The sequence below is a fragment of the Embleya sp. NPDC025285 genome, from assembly GCF_055558835.1.
The window spans coordinates 14,567-31,489 of the sequence record NZ_JBVHLU010000043.1 but is presented as its reverse complement, the minus strand read 5'-3'; the positions used below and the strand labels follow the sequence as shown (position 1 = coordinate 31,489).

10 protein-coding genes are annotated in these 16,923 nt (G+C 72.9%); 6 read left to right on the top strand and 4 right to left on the bottom strand.

Features of this window, described 5'->3' with window-relative positions; genetic code table 11:
- The first annotated feature begins 308 nt into the window (after positions 1 to 308).
- Both ACZ4FV_RS26905 and ACZ4FV_RS26900 read left to right on the top strand, forming a co-directional pair.
- Positions 309 to 1,247: a hypothetical protein gene (locus ACZ4FV_RS26905; protein WP_395867396.1), complete on the top strand. Its 939-nt coding sequence runs from the start codon at positions 309 to 311 to the stop codon at positions 1,245 to 1,247.
- A gap of 287 nt (positions 1,248 to 1,534) precedes the next feature.
- On the top strand, positions 1,535 to 2,410 hold the full coding sequence (locus tag ACZ4FV_RS26900; protein WP_402236854.1) for a 4'-phosphopantetheinyl transferase family protein: 876 nt from the start codon (positions 1,535 to 1,537) through the stop codon (positions 2,408 to 2,410).
- Positions 2,411 to 2,647: 237 nt separating this feature from the next.
- Here the strand turns inward: ACZ4FV_RS26900 and ACZ4FV_RS26895 are convergent, their stop codons facing one another.
- The 3 genes from ACZ4FV_RS26895 to ACZ4FV_RS26885 all read right to left on the bottom strand — a co-directional run bounded on the left by ACZ4FV_RS26895 (position 2,648) and on the right by ACZ4FV_RS26885 (position 9,472).
- Complete coding sequence (locus ACZ4FV_RS26895) at positions 2,648 to 3,160, bottom strand: hypothetical protein (RefSeq protein ID WP_402236852.1); 513 nt, start codon at positions 3,158 to 3,160, stop codon at positions 2,648 to 2,650.
- A gap of 151 nt (positions 3,161 to 3,311) precedes the next feature.
- Positions 3,312 to 7,871: a MobF family relaxase gene (gene mobF, locus ACZ4FV_RS26890; protein WP_465323431.1), complete on the bottom strand. Its 4,560-nt coding sequence runs from the start codon at positions 7,869 to 7,871 to the stop codon at positions 3,312 to 3,314.
- 344 nt (positions 7,872 to 8,215) lie between these two features.
- Positions 8,216 to 9,472 (bottom strand): M20 metallopeptidase family protein, encoded by a 1,257-nt coding sequence (locus ACZ4FV_RS26885; RefSeq protein ID WP_395867388.1) that lies wholly within the window; start codon positions 9,470 to 9,472, stop codon positions 8,216 to 8,218.
- Between ACZ4FV_RS26885 and ACZ4FV_RS26880 the strand changes: the two genes are divergently transcribed.
- From ACZ4FV_RS26880 to ACZ4FV_RS26870, 3 genes are all read left to right on the top strand, one after another.
- Entirely contained in the window at positions 9,471 to 10,535 is a 1,065-nt protein-coding gene (locus tag ACZ4FV_RS26880; RefSeq protein ID WP_465323430.1) for a M20/M25/M40 family metallo-hydrolase, read from the top strand. The genes ACZ4FV_RS26885 and ACZ4FV_RS26880 overlap by 2 nt on opposite strands.
- Before the next feature lie 1,127 nt (positions 10,536 to 11,662).
- Entirely contained in the window at positions 11,663 to 11,989 is a 327-nt protein-coding gene (locus ACZ4FV_RS26875; RefSeq protein WP_465323429.1) for a hypothetical protein, read from the top strand.
- On the top strand, positions 11,986 to 13,413 hold the full coding sequence (locus tag ACZ4FV_RS26870; RefSeq protein WP_465323428.1) for a relaxase/mobilization nuclease domain-containing protein: 1,428 nt from the start codon (positions 11,986 to 11,988) through the stop codon (positions 13,411 to 13,413). The genes ACZ4FV_RS26875 and ACZ4FV_RS26870 overlap by 4 nt, the downstream gene beginning before the upstream one ends.
- Positions 13,414 to 13,731: 318 nt before the next feature.
- On the opposite strand, the gene ACZ4FV_RS26865 is transcribed toward ACZ4FV_RS26870, so the two are convergent.
- Positions 13,732 to 14,898, bottom strand: coding sequence for a carboxylate-amine ligase (locus ACZ4FV_RS26865; RefSeq protein WP_395867381.1), 1,167 nt, complete (start codon positions 14,896 to 14,898; stop codon positions 13,732 to 13,734).
- A 549-nt stretch (positions 14,899 to 15,447) separates the two neighbouring features.
- Here ACZ4FV_RS26865 and ACZ4FV_RS26860 point away from each other — a divergent pair.
- Positions 15,448 to 16,851 carry a hypothetical protein gene (locus ACZ4FV_RS26860; protein WP_402236844.1) on the top strand — a complete coding sequence of 468 codons (1,404 nt, stop codon included), beginning with the start codon at positions 15,448 to 15,450 and terminating at the stop codon, positions 16,849 to 16,851.
- Positions 16,852 to 16,923 lie beyond the last annotated feature (72 nt).

Sequence of the window (16,923 nt, the reverse complement as noted above, 5' to 3'; positions counted from 1 at the left end):
TCCCCTCTTGGCGATGTTATGGATCGGCGCGAACTGTGCCGGTTGTGGCGGGAGTTGAGTCGGTTTGGGGAGAAATCCGATCGACTTCGGCAGGTATCGGGCACGGATCGCGGAGGACCTGGGACGACGGATCCGGGTCGGGGTCGTCGGGAGGGCGCGTCGATGCCGGAGGGCGTGGGTGGGACCGAGGGGTTGGGAATTCCTTGATCGTTCAGGCGAGCGGCGCCTGCCGGACATGGTTCCTGCGCCATGGTCTTGGCGGCCGGACATGGTGGTGCGGCGTGGGCGCGACAAGGAGTTGGGTGGACGTGAAGCTGATCGTGCGGGGTCGGAAAGCGGTGCGGCGAGGACTGTCGGTGGGCGCGGCCTGCCTCGCACTGTGTGCGACGGTCGGGCTGACCGGTACGGCGCACGCGGAACAGGCGCCGGAGGGCACGAGCGCGGCGTTCCCGTCCGCGATCAAGGGGTGGAAGGCGATCGGGCAGTACGAGATCGACGCGCAGTCCCAGGCTCAGGGGCTCGCCGGCGTACGGCCGCGCGGTGGCAAGCCGTACATGTACTACGCGGGGAACACCTCCATTCCCGCACCTGTGCGGGAGCGTGGGTGGTCGCACATCGGGGACCCGGACTCCTCTCGCGGGTATGTGTTCGACGCCTATCAGGGCGGCGGGGACGCGACGTCGAAGATGTTCAGGGTGACCACGCCCTCGGGTGTCGCGCACGAGTACGTACACGCGTTGGCGCCGGGCGAGGCGATGAACAACTCGTTCGCGGCGGTTGCCCCCGACGGCCGCTGGCTCGTCTCCGGCGAGTGGGACACGATGACCCGGCTGCTGGTCTTCCCGACACCGATCCTGAACGGGGCCACGCCGCGCAGCGGAGGTACGCTGCCGCTCGCCGCGACGATCGAGTTGGATCGTCCGGTCAAGGACATCCAGGGATGCACGTTCCTGGACGCCAAGCGGCTGCTGTGCGCCTCGGACGACTCCGACGCGAAGCTGTTTCCCGAGGCCAAGCCACTCCTGCAGATCGAGCTGAAGAAGGCGTTGAACGGGAAGACGGTGACCGGGCACGTGACTTCGCTCGGCGCGCTCCCCCTGCTCAGCGCGTGTCCCGGTGCGGCCGTCGACTTCGAGACCGAGGGCGACGACTACGACCGGCGCACGGGGGTTCTCCGCGTCGAGATGATTCCGCCGCGTGACTGTGCGGCGCGCGCCACGGTCTACGAGTTCGAGCGAAAGCGCTGACGGCTGGCCGCCGGCAAGGCGTAGGCGGCGGACAGCGACAGAAGCGGATCTCGGTCGGTGGCGGCGCTGCGACGCGATGGTGGCCGGGCGCGGTGACCTCGACGGCATCGTCGCACTGCGGCGATGGCGGTGGTCGGCGGCCGACTGCAGCCCGTCACCGATCAGGGCGGCATTCCTCCCCGCGCGGTCGCCTCGGACGGGCCGCGCGGGGGCGGGGCGTCGGGGTGGATAGGATGATTTGCGTTTCCTTCGCCTCCCGTGGCCCGTACGTCCGAGACAGGCAGATGATGATCGAACGAATTCTGCCGCCCGGAGTCGTCTTCTCGGAGGTGTTCGGTGATCCGCCGGGGCACGCGCTGTTTCCGGAGGAGGAGGCGATCATCGCCGGCGCTCCCAGCGCTGAACGGCGCAGGGAGTTCACGACCGGTCGACGATGCGCCCACCGTGCCCTGGCCGAACTCGGATGTCCGCCCGGACCAGTGCTCAAGGGTCCGGACAAGGCACCCGTGTGGCCGAACGAGGTCACCGGCACGATCACCCACGACCTGGGATACCGCTGCGCCGCGGTGGCCCGAGTCGCGGACATCCTCAGCATCGGGATCGACGCCAACGCCGGAAGCAGACCGGTCACCGTGGGGTGGGATCGCATGACGGGGCCGGCGGAACGGCGCCGACTGGCCGAACTCGCGGCGGAGCGACCCGACGTCCCGTGGGATCGCATCCTGTTCAGTGCCAAGGAGGCGGCCTTCAAGGCGTGGTATCCGCTGGCCCGGACCAAGGTAAGCATGCGGCAGGCGGAGGTGCTGATCGACCCGGACCGTGGGACGTTCCGGGCGAACGTGCTGCTAGCCCCCGGCCCCGAGGTGAACGGCCGTCCGCTGACCGGCGTTTCGGGGCAGTGGATGGTCGCGGAGGACGGCCTGGTCCTCACGGCGGCGAACGTGATCAACTCCGACCGGTATCGCCCCGGGGCAAGAGCCCAGGGTGTGTCCGCGGCCGTCGTCGCCGGCCGGGGCTGGTCACCGGCGAGGGCGACCTCGGGTCATGTGCGCCCCACTCGGGCGCCTCGGATCCCGTCGTCGCCCACCCCGCATACCCGGCACCCCGCGGTCGCTCCGGCGACAGTGCCTCGGACGGACGTCCAGCGCGGCGTACAGATGTAGGCGGAGTCGTCGAGAGCGCTGCGTGCCGATGTCGGCGAAGGTCGTCAAGACCGCTCGTAGTCTTCGAGGACCAGCGCCCGGACGGCAGCTTCGGATCGAGCGGCATCGTCTTGGCGGCGGCGCCGGCCGGGGCCTGCGCACGCGCGGTTTCGTCCCAGGGAGAGGGCGCGTTGCCCGACCCGACGCGGCACGGGCGTCACCAATCCGCCGCAGCGGTACGAACCTTCCCGGGGCGGCTCAGCGTTCCGGATCCCGTTGATCGCCGTCCCGAGCGGCCGTCCTCTCGGAACCCTGGAACCCAACCGGGTGTGCCCCGTGACCCGAGTGGGTCCGGCCGCTCCGACCGGCGTCCTTGGCGGGAGCGAAGCCCAGGCGCGGGCGCGCGGAGGCGCCCGGCGACCGGGGCGGTATCCCGGTGGGCGCGGGAGCCTCGAAGCCCGCCTTGATCCGCGTCGGCGCGTCGTTGGTCCGCATCGAGTTGTCGGCCATACCCGATGCCACGAAGCCGATCGGCGCCTCCGCCGAAAACTCCATCGCGGGCAGCGGCGGTATGCCGGGTGAATCGGGCCCCTGGAAGCCGAACTGTTGCTCCGTCTTCGTCCCGATGTCCTTGGGGACGGTATAGATCGGCTTCGGCGGCACGAACCCGACGGGTTGCATGGGGTATTTCTTCTGGCTGCGGATCGCCACGGCGAGTTTGGGGTCCGGAGCTCCCGGCGGAAGAGCCTTCGGTTGGTACTTGTCGGCCATCGTCCCTCCCGATTGTTCAGGCTTGGTATGGGCACGGAACGGGCACCGCGGTCAGCACCCGTCGGGCAGCGCGAACAAGCTTTATACACCGAAACGTTGGATGGGCAACGACTGCACACAGTGCCCGAGTCGGTCCGGTATCCCGTCGGGGTCATCCCCTGTCCGGCTCGCGATCGTATCGGGCGGGGATCTCGTGCCGGGGCTCGGCGCCATCGACCGTACGAGCGGCCTCCCCCGCACCCTCGTCGGCGGGGCCGCGAGCGGCGGCGATGTCGCCGGCCGGTGTGAAGCCGGCAGCGGCCACCCCTGCGCCCGCCTGGCGTCGTTGTTCGATGATCGCTCGGGCGCGTGCCGCCCGTGCCGATGCCTCCTCCAGACTCATCGGCTCCTCCGACGGCGGGGGATTGCTCGAACGTGGGGGCGGTGTGGACGCGTTGCCGGTCGGTTCGGGTCGCGGCGGACGCGAGGAGGCCGGGTCGGCGCCGGCGCCCTTGGCCTTGTGCCAGGTAGCGGCGGTTGCGCCATTCCCGCTGCTTGCGCCATTCCCGCCGTTCCCACCGCTTTCACGGCTTCCAGCGCTTGCACCGCCTGCACCGCGTGCACCGTCGACGACACCCTCGGATCGACGTCGCGCCCCGGCTGACCCGGGCAAGGGCGGCTCGGGATCAGCTCGCATCGCGTCGGCGCGCATCCCGCCGGCTCGCATCGCATCGGCCCGGCGCTCGCGTCGGTTCAGTTCCGCGCGGGCCGTCCGAGCCTGCTCACGCGCCTCGGCCGTGTGCGCGTACCACGCGAGCCGGGCGGCGTGGATCGTCTCCAACGTCCGGGCCCGAGTCTCCGCCGACGCGGCGCGCCACGCCGCCAGTTCAGCGGATCGCTTGGCCGCCTCCGACTCCTGCGCGCTACCGGCGGTCCACGATGCCATCAACGCCCGGACCCGCTCCTGTTGCCAGTGTGCCTGCTCCTCCGCCGCCGCCTTGAGTCGATCCGCGACGTGCGGCGGGGCCCAGAGTTCCTCGCGCTCGTACCGCTCCAGGGAACGGCGCAGTTCGGCTTCCGAGGCGCCTTCGGCGCCGTGTGCGTCGGCCGCGACGCCGAGCGCCTCGGCGGCCCGGTCCCATGCGTACCGGGCGTCCACCGCATCCGTGGCCGGAGCCGGGCCGATCGCGTCGCCCGACCGGGTGTAGCCGTAAGCCTCCCGGTAGTTCGCCACCAGGCCGGCCCGGCGCGCCCACTCCTCACGGGCACCGGGATCACTCGGTACCGTGCCCAACCGCTCCAGTGCCCACTCGGGCGGGGACTGCGCGGCCGCGCGCCCCAGTTCCTCCACACGCTGGTCCATCACCTCCGCGAGCCGTCGCAGGTACACACCCACGGGATCGTTCGCCGCGGGCGTGCGAGCGAGATAGCCGGATCGTGGGCGTGGCACCTCGCGTTCGTCGCCGCCCCGCGCCGCCCGGTCGCCGTGACCCGCGGCGCCGGGCGTCGCGCCGGCGCCCGAGGACCGCGTGCCGTGGGCCGCGCCCTCCCCCGACAACCGCGTGCCGTGGGCCGCGCCCTCCCCGCGGGACCGCGCGCCGGGCATCCTCCCCGACCCCGATCGCCGCCCCTCGGCGGTCCGCGCCTCCCGCCCGGTGGGCATCGGGCGGGCCGCGCGGTCGAGTTCCCGCTCCAGCCGCCAGTGCAGCACTTCGGCGACGCTGTCCGCGTCCGCCAATCCCCTGGCCCGTATCGCGGTCCGCAACAACCCGTACGCGTCGTGGCCCGCCCCTTCGACGCGCCGCAACAATCGGGTCAGGGCACCGAACGCCGGGTCGTCCTGGACGCTCGCGCCGTCGCGCGCGCCGAGTTCGTCCATCAGCACGCCCAGACAGTCCGCCGCGGCGCGCTGCTCGACCAGGTCGCTCCACACCGGCGCCCACGTCCGCAGCGAGTCCGCCTCGGTGAACGCGTCGCGCATGGCCTCGGTCGCCGAACGCTGCGCCTCGGTGCGACTGAGCACCGCGGCGAACACCGACCGCGCCCCCGCGTCATCGGATTCCGCGGCCGCCAGGTAGACGTGGTTGGCCGCCCGGGCCCGGGTGAGCGCGACGTAGAGCTGCTCACGGCTCATGCCGGCGGCGACCAGCGCGTGCGCGGCCTCGACCGTGCGGCCCTGCACCGCGTGCACCGTTCCCGCGTAGCCCAGTTCGACGTGATCCCGGACGTACGCGGCCGGCACGCGCAGGGTCTCGCCGTCGTCGTAGGCCACCGTCAGCCCGCCGTCGGCATGCCGTTCCAGCACCCGCACGACGTCCCGGTTCGTGGCCCAGTGGCCCTGCCCCGAACTTGTCAGCGTGGGATCGTTGCGCCTGAGCTGCACACGGTCGCCGCGCCCCGCCACGTTGCCGTCCGCGAGCGGCACACCCGCCGCCTCCACCCGTCCCAGACTCACCAGTTGCGCACGGGCGCGGCCCGACAACTCGGCGGCCAGTTCCCGGGTGGGGACCACGAGCAGCGCGTCCAGGCCGGAGAGGTGATCCACCAGCCAGCCCCGGTAGGCCGCCTCCTTCATCTCCTCGGCGGTGCCACCGTGCGCCCGCCCACGCGCGTCGTACTCGGCGAAGACCTCGGCGTCGCCCTCGCGCACCCGCAGACTCGCCGCGCGTTCCCAGTCCGCCCGGAAACGGCGCACCTCCTCGAGGGTGTGCGTGTGCGGGAGATCGCGTGCGAGCAGGCCGAACATGCCGCCCGCGCCGATCTCCGCGGTCTGCCCGTGGTCGCCGGCCAGGACCACCTTTGCGCCCGCCTCGGCGGCCAGGGACAGAATCTTGTCCAGGTCCGCGGTCGCGCACGTGCCGGCCTCGTCGACGATGACCAACTCGCCCGCGTGGAAGGTGTAGAGGTCCCGGTCGGGCACCACCTCCCCCGCCGCGATCGCGGCGTTGGCGTTCAGGAACCTCCGGACGTTCGCGACCCGCGAGACGCCCTCGTCGGCCATCACCCGAGCCTGCCGCTGACCCACCGCCAGGCCCTTGACCGTTCCCCCGTTCGCCTCCCACAGCGCGCACAGGGCCGCGATGGTGTAGGACTTCCCGGTCCCGGCCGGGCCGACCAGCACGTCGACGAACCGACCGGCGGTCGCCAGGTCGTGGACCGCGGCGGCCTGGTCGGTGCCGAGGGTGGCACCGGCCAGGAATCGATCCACCATCGCCTGCGGCACGGCCCGCGCGCGTCCGTGCACGGCGTGCGCGATGATCCGCGCCTCGACGTCCAGATGCTCGACCGTGGTGTAGAGCACCGCCTCCGGCCGGGCGTAGCGCGAGGCGCCGTCGGACATCAGCAGCGCCGACGGCGCGGCCACCGGGTCCGGCGGGGTGAGCCGGATCAGGGCGGGCCCGCCCGGCGTTCGCGACTGCGGCGACAGCGCCCGGGCGGCCAACTCGGCCAGCAGGGAGCGGACCTCACCATGCGTCAGACCGCCGAGCCGGTCCGGGAGTTGCCGATTGAGCTCGGCGACGAGTTCGGCCTGCCGGAAGGTGGGTCGGTTCGCGGTCAGTTCGCGGATCGCCCTGGCGATCACCCGGTCCGGGTCGAACGGCTCGACCGTGGCGGCGGCACCGGCGTCGAACACCCGCCGGGCGATGCCCGCGAGCGACTCGCGCAGGTGCGTGGTGGCCGTCCGCTCCCAGCGCGCGAGCAGTTCCTCGCGCGACGCGGCATGCTTCTTCTTGGGCGCGCGGGTGTGCAGCGTCGCGGTCTGGGCCATGCAGGTGAGCTCGTACGCCGACGGCTTGCGTCCGTGCACGAGCCGGTACAGCTCCACCATGTCGGCGACCTTCGCCGAGATCACCCGGCGTCGGGAGGAGAACTGCTCGCGGACCTCCTCGCCGATGCCGAGGATCTCGCGGGCCTTTCCGTCCGGGCGCATGGCGAAGCGCACGTTCAGCGCTCTCGTCAGGGCCTCCTCGGCGACCCGCTCGGCGACGGCCGCGGCGGCGGGCCGCTCGGCGTACACGGCCCGCCCGTCCAGGGTTCGCCACCGCTCGATGCGTTCGCCGGTATAGGGGTGCACCTCGACCGAACGCACCCGGTTGAGCACGGCGCAGTGCACGTGCAACTGCGGGTCGTCGTCGCGCGAGGTGTGCTGGCGAAAGGCCGCCACGGTCCACTCGTGCGCGTCCACCCGGCGCACGCCGTTGTGTCCGGCCCGGGAGAAACCGGCGTGCTCCTGGAGGTGTTCGAGCCCGGCGCGTACGCCCTCCATCCACGCGTCCCAGACCGCCTGGGCCTCCTCGTGCCGGCCCTCGGCCTGTAACGCCGCGTGCAGGACGGACCAGCTCTTGGGCGCCGAGAAGGTCAGGTCGAGATACTTCACGGCCCGCACCTGGGTGCTCCGCACCCGATCGGCCACCGCGTCCCGCTCCTCGGGCGTGGCGGTGTCGGGCAGGGCCGCCAGGGCGTCCGCCAAGCGTTCCTGCACATCACGGTAGTTGCGCGGCGGCGCGCCCAACGGGGCACCGGTTCGCGGGTCGACCATGTCGCCGTAGAGCTTGCCCATGACCTCGGCGTCGACCTCGCCCCGGAGACCGAACGCGGCGGCGCCCGCGCCCAACCAGACGCCGGGAGGCTCCCCCGCGACCTCGATCGCCTTGAGGTAGTAGTGCTCGGCCCCGCGCCCGACCTGGTCGGTGAGATACCGGTGATCGCTCCCGGCGGAGATGGTCAGCACGGAACAGAGGGTAATCATGGGGCCACGGGTACGGAAGGGACTCGATGGATGCATAGGTGTGCGGGTTCTGTTGCTCTCACGCTCCGTGCGCGAATTACCTTGCCCTCGACCCCCGTTCCCCACGAGGGACGTGCGGCGGGACCCGGCGCCGCACCCACGAGCCGGGTTACGCTGGGGGTGGTTGCTCGTGGGAGCCGCCGGCAGGGGTCGGCGATTTTGCCCATCCGGGACCTCGGTCCCGGTACGGACTCCGGTCCGAGTCGCCGACCCCGTCCCGGCCGCCGGTCGGGACGGGGGCTCGCGACGGGGCACCGGGCCCCGCCGCGAACCCCCGACCCGGTGGGTCAGGCGGCGGCGCCGACGGTCTCGGGGCCGGTCGCCATCCGCGTCAGGTAGGCGGCGGCGACGGTGATCGCGCGCTCGTCGACGTCGAACCCTCCCTCGTGCAGGTGGGGGTAGTCGGCGGGGTCGACCCCGGGCGGCCGGACGCCCAGGCGCACCAGGTTGCCCGGCACGCCCGGCATGTCCGGGACCCCCGGAACGTCCTTGGTGCCCGCCAGATACCAGGCGAAGTCCTCACCGCCCTGGCTCTGTACGGTCGTCGCCACCGCCCCCGCGCCGAACAGGTCCACCACCGCCGCGCGCGACAGGTGGCCGAGGGTGTTCACCACGGGCGGCATCCGGTGGTGCTCGTGCTTCCACGTGAGGCCGGAGCCGCCGACGCGCATGGCGCCCTCGACGAGCTCGGTGATGAACTGCGGCATCCTGCGCCACGCGTCGGGGCTCGCGGTGCGCAGCGACCCGCCGAGGTCACCCTCGGTGGGGATCACGTTGAGCGCGGTTCCCCCGGCGTGCACCGTGGTCCAGGCGAACACCACGCCGTCGCTGGGGGCGAACCGCTGCACGAGTCCGGGCAGGGCGAGCATCATGTGCTGCAGACCCGCGATCATGTTCGCGGTGAGGTGCGGTCGGGCGCTGTGCCCGCCCGTGCCCTCGACGTGGAAGCGGAACGTGTCCATGCCGGACGTGATCGGGCCGTCGAGGATGGCGAGTCGGCCCACCTCGACCGTCGGGTCGCAGTGCACCATGTGGATCGACTCGACGTCGTCGAGCACTCCGGCCGTCATGGCCCGCAGCGCGCCGCCGGGCTGGATCTCCTCGGCGGGCTGGAACACCAGCCGCACGGGCCTGGGCAGCAGTCCCTGGTTGCGGAGTCCGACCAGGGCGAGCCCGGCGCCCAGAACCGCGCTGGTGTGCACGTCGTGGCCGCAGGCGTGGCATGCCCCGTCCACGGTCGAACGCCAGGGGACGTCCTTGAGGTCGGTGACCGGCAGCGCGTCCATGTCGCCGCGCAGGGCGATGAACGGGCGGTTCACCGCGCTGGGGTCGTTCGGGAAGATGTCGCAGACGACTCCGGTGCCGCCGGGGAGGACGCGGGGGCGGAGCCCGGCCTTCCGCAGGCGGGCGACCAGTCGCCGGGTGGTGCGGGTCTCCGCGAAGCCCAGCTCGGGGTGCTGGTGCAGGTCGCGGCGGAAGGCGATCAGCTCGGGGCCGAGCTCGTCGACCCCGGAGAGGATCCGGGTGGCCGTGGGCGTGGTCATGAGTGGTGCTCCTTGGTGTGGGATGTCCGGCGAGCTCCGGGCGGGTTTTGCCAACCCGTTCGGCGCTCGTGAGGCCTTGGGAGATCGACGGAGGGATCCGCCGCGCGCGGCGTGGGTCTCGGTGATCGACGAGCCGCGCGCCCGGCCGGTGACTCCCTGGGTGGGCCGGGCAGGCGCAGCCAGACCATGGCGCGGGTGTGGTGTCCAGGCATCTTTCCCGCCTGGACACCATGCCCGGGGTATGGTCTCCTCCGGTGCCCGGTCACACAGGGGGTCATCGGCTGGGTGTGGCTCGCCGATCACCGAGACCCACGCCGCGTGTGGCACCCTGCGCCGCTCTCCCGAGGACTCGCGAGCGTCGGACGTGGGCAGGAGCCGCCCGGAGCTCGCCGGACATCCCACACCGGAGCACCCTCGTGACCGCGCCCGCGGCCGCCCGGATCCGGCCCGGGGGCGGCGGGCTCGGCCCCGAGCCGATCGCCTTTCGTCGCGGCGTGTACCGGCATCGCGAGGTGGGCGCCGCGTGGACCCACACCACCCGGCGACTGGTCGCCCGCCTGCGGAAGGCCGGTCGAACCCCCGGGTCCTCCCCGGCGGTTGCGCCGGAGTCGGCTGCGACGTCTTTCCGAACGACGGCGCGGCGGACCGCGCGTTCATCGCCCTGCGCGGCGACATGGACGCGCTGCCGGTCACCGACCCCGGGGACGTCCCCTGGCGTTCGACCGTGGACGGAGCATGCCACGCCTGCGGCCACGACGTGCACACCAGCGCGATTCCGGGTGTCGGGCTCGACCTGGTCGGACTGCGTGGCCCGGGGCTGCTGTTCGGGCCCGTGCGGCCGGTGTTCCGGCCCGTCGAGACGATCCGGCCCGGTGGCGCGCTGCGGGTCGTGGTGGCCGGAGACTCGATGGCGTCGAGTCGAGCCGCACGGTGCGCGGGGATTCGACGGTCGAGGTGGGCCGACTCGCCATCCTCGGCGGTCCGATCATGTCCGGCATGGGCATGCTCCGCTTGCGTGTCGAGGGCGCGGGCGGGCGCGGCGCTCGACCGCACGTCGCCGTGAACGTGGTCGTGGGGCTGTGGCGGATGGTGTTCGCCCTGCGTGGGCTCGGGCGGAGTTCGTCCCCAGCGACGGCGTGGTGTTCGCCTGGACCCTGGTGCACGCCGGGGGAACCGCGCTCGACGTGATCCCCACCGAGGCACGACCTCGGCGGGGCGCCGCGCACCGCGAGCCCCGACGCGTGGCGCGGGATGCCGGAGATCGTCGCCGGGCTCGTCGGGGGTGTCATGCGTGTCGGTGGCGACTTCGACGCGTGGACGGTCGGGCGCCGCCGGTTGTCGTCCGTGGGGAATGCCCTCGGACGCCGGTCGTGCGCGGCGGTGGTGGACCTGCTCGGCGCGGACACGGTGGCGGGGGCCGTACGGAGCCGGGGCGGTGTGGACTTCGCCGCCCGGTGTCCGGTGGGCGCCGGGGACGTTCCGGGGGTTCCGGGCGTGCCGGGCGTGCCGGGTGCGGGTGGGTCTGGGCTTCCGGCCGCCCGGCCCCGACGTCTCCCCCGCCTGTGCGAGGGCGGTTCGGCGTCGACGAGCGCGCGATCACCGTCGCCGCCGCCGGGCGTGCGCCGTGGCGACCGGCCCCGAGACCGTCCCACCGACGACCCACCGGGGCGGGGGTTTGCGGCGGCGCGCCGACCCGCCGCAAGACCCCGTCCCGACCGGCGGCCCCACGCCCGGGCGTTCCGGCCTCGGGGTCACCGACGAGCCGGGCCCGGGCTGGGCGGACGCCGGGCCGCCCGTACGCCCGCCGACCCGCACGCGGGCGGGGCGCACCTTCGCATCGTGATGCACGGGTGTGGGTACCGGCGCCGCCTCGCGGCGCCGGACCCGAAATGCGGCCCCCTGGGCCGCATTTCCCACCCGACGCACGGCGGTGACCCCTTCGGACGGATTTCTGCGGGGAGGTCGAGCGAAGATCAGGTAACTCTTCGCACTATCTTGCTTCGAAGCCTTCCCTGTCGCCCGGCTTCACGAGAGACTTCGACCGCGAAGGCCGCGCGGCGGGCGAACCGGCCACGAGAGAACGGGAATACGCGGATGTCGACCGACGAGACGGCACAGTCGCGGACCGGGAGCGGTCCGGCTCGACTGCCCCGTCGCACGGGCGGGCGGCGCCGAGTCACCAAGGTGCTGATGAGCGAGGACGAGTACGCCCGCGTCTCGGCCAAGGCGGCGGACCTGGCGGTGAGCGTCCCGAGGCTGCTGGTGGAGTCGGCCTTCGACGACGCGCCGACGGCCACCGAACGCCGTGCCTTCTATGCCGAATTGCTGGCCGTACGAAGGCAGTTGGCCCGTCTGTCGGAGCAGCTGTCCGAACTCGGCGCGGACCCGGCTGCGGTGGATGCGACAACGCCGGGATGGACGGATGTCATGGATCGACTGTCGGCTGTGCTGGACCGCCTCGACGCGGCCACCGGATACCCGTCCGCGTCGGCCGGCCCACGAACGCAGGCCCCGTGATCGCCAAGCTCTCCGCGGCGCACGAGCGCCATGACGACATGGCGCAGCTCGTGACGTACCTCTTCGGTCCCGGTCGCGCGAACGAGCACGAGGACGCGCACGCGATAGCCGCGTCCACGGGTCTCGACCTCACCGGGGATCCCGCCTCGCTCGCGGCTCAACTCGACGCGCCCAGGCAGCTTTTCGGCACCGAGGTCAAGCACGGATCGGTCTGGACGGCGAGCCTGTCGAACGCCCCGCGGGACCGCCGGCTCACCGACGCGGAATGGGCGACGGCCGCGCGCACCCTGATCGACCGGCTCGGCTTCGGTGAGGAGGAGGGCAAGGCGCCCTGTCGTTGGATCGCGGTCCGACACGGGTTCTCCAAGAACGGCAACGACCACATCCACGTGGCCGTGGGCCTGGTCCGCGAGGATGGCACCCGGGCGAGCCCCTGGCGGGATCGGGTCAAGGCGTCGGCGGTATGCGCCGAACTGGAGCGGCGATTCGAACTGATCGCGGTCGAGGGCCGGCGGCAGGGGCGGGGGTTGCCCGGATACTCCCGCGCGAACGCCGAGAGCGCGGCGCGCCGGGGCCGTCCGGAGGTCGAACGAGCCACCCTGGCACGGCATATGCGCGGCGCGGCGGTGGCCGCCGTCGACGAGGAGGATTTCCTCCGGCGACTGTCCTCGTCCGGGGTCGTGGTGCGTCCGCGTCTGGATCGACCGGACGGTGAGACCGTGCTCGGGCTGTCGGTCGCCCTGCCGCCGCCGGACGGTACGAGCCCGGTGCGCTACGGAGGCGGGCGGCTCGCCCCGGACCTGTCGTTGCCGCGGCTGCGGTACTGGTGGGGCACGTCCGCCGGTGGGACCGCCGGCGCGGCGGCGGTCGATCCGCTCGGCGCCCGCGCGACGGAGCCCGCTTCTTCGACGGAGCCGGCCTCCGCCGAGGACGGTCTCGCGCGGTGGGCCCGGGCGGCGACGGATGTGGCCCGACTGCGCTCGGCGGCCCGCGACCGGCCCTTGGACGACGTGGCCGGGTGGGCGGGCATCGCGCGGGAGGTCGCCGGAGTGTTCGCGGTGTGGTCGGCGCGCGCGGAACCGGCCCGTCCCGGGCCGCTGGCCCGGGCGGCCGACGTCCTGGCCCGAACGGCGGTACTCGACCGCCCGCTTCGGCGTGGCCCGAATCTGCGCTCGGCGGCCCGAACCGCCGCGAGCGCTCCCCCGTCGCCCTCGTCCGACCCGGCGCAGGCGGCGCTGTTGCGTGAACTGCGGCTCACCATAAGGGTGATCCACGACGCCGAGGCGGCGCAGCGGCGCACCGCACAGGCCGCTCGACTCGCGGCGTTGGACCTGGACCTCGCGCCGTTGGAAGAGCGGATGAGTGCCGGCCGAACCGCGCGCATGCCGTCCGCGCGGGGGATCGATACCCCGGCCGGCGGTTGAGCGCGCGGCCGGACTCAGGCACGGCAAGGGGGTTCCACGCTTCCACACGCACGTGCCGTCGTCGCCGGCCGGCAGCAGCCGTATGGGCCGGCCGGTGCACCCCGGCCCGGCGACCGGGCCCCGGGCTGCGCCGGCCCGGCCACCCCGGTCGCCGTCGGCCGGGCCGGCGTCGCTCTCGGCGTTTCGCGCTCGCGCCGCTCGACGCGTGGATGTTGGCGCCGCGCGGGCGGCTGCCCGGTGCGCGTGCCGGCGGCCGAACCGACGACGGGGTCACGGCCCGTAGGCCGTGACCCCGTCGGATCGGGTGGGTTCGCGGTATCAGGCGACCAGGGTCGGCGACTCCTCGACCAGGTCCGATTTCGCGATCCCGGCACGCTCTTTGACGAGGGCGGCCGGCAACTCGGAGAAGGTGATCGTCTGCTCGCGGAGCAGTTCGACGGCCGCCCGGGGGGACGGGTTCGCGACCCGGAGTTGCCGTGCGGCGCTGCTGCCGCCGTCCAGCATGCGCCGGGCGACGGTGCGCACGAACGCGAGGTCGCCGGCGGCGACCAGGTCGGGCCCCAGGTCCTCGATGAGCTGCCAGATGACGGTGCGCGCGGAGTCGGTGGCCATCGTCGTGGGGTCGATCAGGAGTCCTTCGAGGCCCGAGCGGGCGGCCCGCCAGGTCGCGGCTCGCAGCCACGCAGGTGAGTGCGCCGGCGGCCGTTCGCCGCTCTCGGCCGCCCGGACGCCGCGCTGGACGAGAGCGCGGAAGAGCACGGCGATGAGTACGGAGGTGTCCACGTCCGGACACGAGTCGCAGATGCGCATCTCGAGCGTGGGCACGTGCGAGGACAGGCGCAGGTCCTGGTAGTGCATGCCGACGTCGACGATCACGCCCGAGCGGACCATGCCCTCGAGCATGTCGTCGTATTCCCGCGCCGAGGCGAAGTTGTCCGCCGGGCCCGCCGAGGGCCAGCGCTGCCAGAGCATGTTGCGCCAGCTCGCGTAGCCGGTGTTGTCACCGAGCCAGTAGGGGGAACTGGCGGACAGTGCGAGGAGTGTGGGCAGGTGCGGGGAGATCCAGGACATCGCCCGCGCGGCCACGTCGCGGTCCTCGACGCCGACGTGCACGTGCAGCCCGCAGACCACCTGTTCGTCCGCGACCAGCGCGTAGTCGCGCTTGATCGCGGCGTAGCGCTCGCCCGGGGCCTGGGGCGAGTCCGCGAGGTCCATCAACGGCGCGGTCCCGGAGGCGATCACCGCCACCCCGATCTTCTCGGCGGCTCGGGCCAGGAGCGTCCGGGAGCGGATCAGGTCGGCGCGCAGATCGGCGAGTTCGACGTGCGGTTCGCTGTTGGTCTCGATGGAGGCTTCCTTGGCCTCGCCCGTGAACCCGACCGTCGGCAGTTCGGCGAGCAGTTCCGTACCTGCCGGGCTCAACCGCCCGGTGCGTCGGTCGACGATGTGAAACTCTTCTTCGACACCCACAGTCCGAATCGACATGTGTCCCCTTGAGATGTGTGTTGCGTCAGTCGCTGTGCTGCGTGGCCGAACGGCCGCGCCGGATCGGGCACCCGTACAACGGGACGGATCGAATGGGTGCGGTGGCCGGCACCGGAACCGCGTGGCTCTTGCAACCACGCGTAACCGCGGAGTGGTTGCGCGTGAAGTCGGTAGTGCCCCGTGTTCTCGACGTCCGGGGTGCCCCGAGATCGAGAAAAGTCCGTGCAGGTCCGGGGCCGGCGAATGTGAGCGCCCGAAACCCATTGGCCTGCAAGGCCGTTGGACCAGACTGCGACCCCACGGCCCTGCTGCCAAGCCCCACTGGGTCCAGGAACTCTTGCGCTGAGCGATCTTGGTTCTTGGTCTGAATCATGCATGACGCGGAACCGAACGCGAATTCCCGTTGTACAAGCAAGGAATCGGCCTGCGGATGGTGTTTCCCGCGTTTGTTGTTCCTACCCCTGTCCGCCCCGCGTGTCTTCGACACGTGCGACTCGCGAGCCGATGGCTCGGCACCCGGGCCGAGGCGCGCGCGACATCATGGTCCGCATGGCGAATGCGCTGAGCGACCACCTTCGGGGTCGGAAGCTCGTCGGTCGAGCGTGGATCGAGAGCGACGAGCGATTTCGGATCGAGTATCGCCGGATGCGCCGCCGGGTGCCCATGTATCGGGTGGCCCTCGGGGCACTGCGGTTGCTGCACCGGCTCACCGCCGACGAGCGGCAGGGGCAGGCGGACCTGAGCGTGACCTGGTGGCCGCGGGTGGGTCCCGACGGTGAGATGTACGCCATGCCCAAGTTGTGGACCATCGACGAGCGGGAGCCGGCCGACAAGCAGACCCCTGGTCCGCCGCGCACCGAGGCCGAGTTGTACCGCCGATGGGAGGCCGGCGAGTGGTCGGAGCCGAAGAGCGGGGCCGAGGCGCGGTCCACCGGCGACCCGGCGGAGTTGCGACGCGTCGCGTCGTTCGCGGCGCGTTTGGCGCGGACCGTCTCGGGCGACGAGTGGCCGCAGGTCATCCACGAGTACGAGCGTCGCAAGGCGATCCTCGCGCAGCTTCGCGCGGGGATCGTGCCCGAGGGCAACCGGTACGTGGAGAGCGGAGCCGTTCCGCCGGGTGTCCGGCCTCCGCTGCACGGCTGGGCGCGCTATCACTGGGTCGGCGATCGTCCGTTGGACCTGGACTCCGACCGGCTGATGGATCGCGCGTGGGTGCTCGGTCGTACGCCGCCGCGAGAGTACCGGCCCTGGAGCGCGGGTCGGGTGAACTACGCGGGTGCGTACTTCGGTCCCATGTTCGGCGAGCTGGGCCGCACCGTGGCCGGCGGCGAGGCCAACCCGGAGTTCCTGAGCCTGCGGGTCGCCTACGGCGTGTGGTGGGGGTCGAACGCCTCGATGAAGGGGGAGTCCCGGATCCTGCGCGGGGCCCGGATGGTGCGGTTGCGCGACCTCGCGAGGTTCGCCCACGCCGAGGCCGCGCACCTGGGGCTCGCCCCCGCGCCCCGCAAGGCCCCTGGCGCGGCGCCGAGATGGGAGAACCCCGCCCCGGAGGAGGTCACCGACGAGGTCGTCACGGCGGTCGCCCGGTTCGCCAGGTCCGAGGTGCCGACCGACGCGGTCGCGCCTGCCGAGCCGTCCACCGGCCGGCCCTCGACCAGGTCGGCCGCCGCCGAGGTCGCGGCGGAGGCCGGGCCGCAGGCCCCGACGCCCGCGCGGGTGTGGATGGACATGCCGCGTCCCTATGACCGGAGTCTGCGAGCGGGCGGCGCGCTCTCGGCGGCCACCATCGCCGCGATCGCCGCCGGTTGGGCGAAGCAGGTGCCCTCACGCGGACTTCCCGGGATGGACCCGGGGCCCGACGGCCGACCGCTCGGCGTCCACCCGTGGCGGCCGGCGCCGAGCCGCGACGCGCGGGAGACGGATCGCGGGCGCTCGGACGAGCGGGAACGTTAGCCGGGCGGGCGGCCGAAGCCCCGCCGAAGGCTCCCCGATCCACCCGAGCCCCGCCGAAGCGCAACCGAGGGC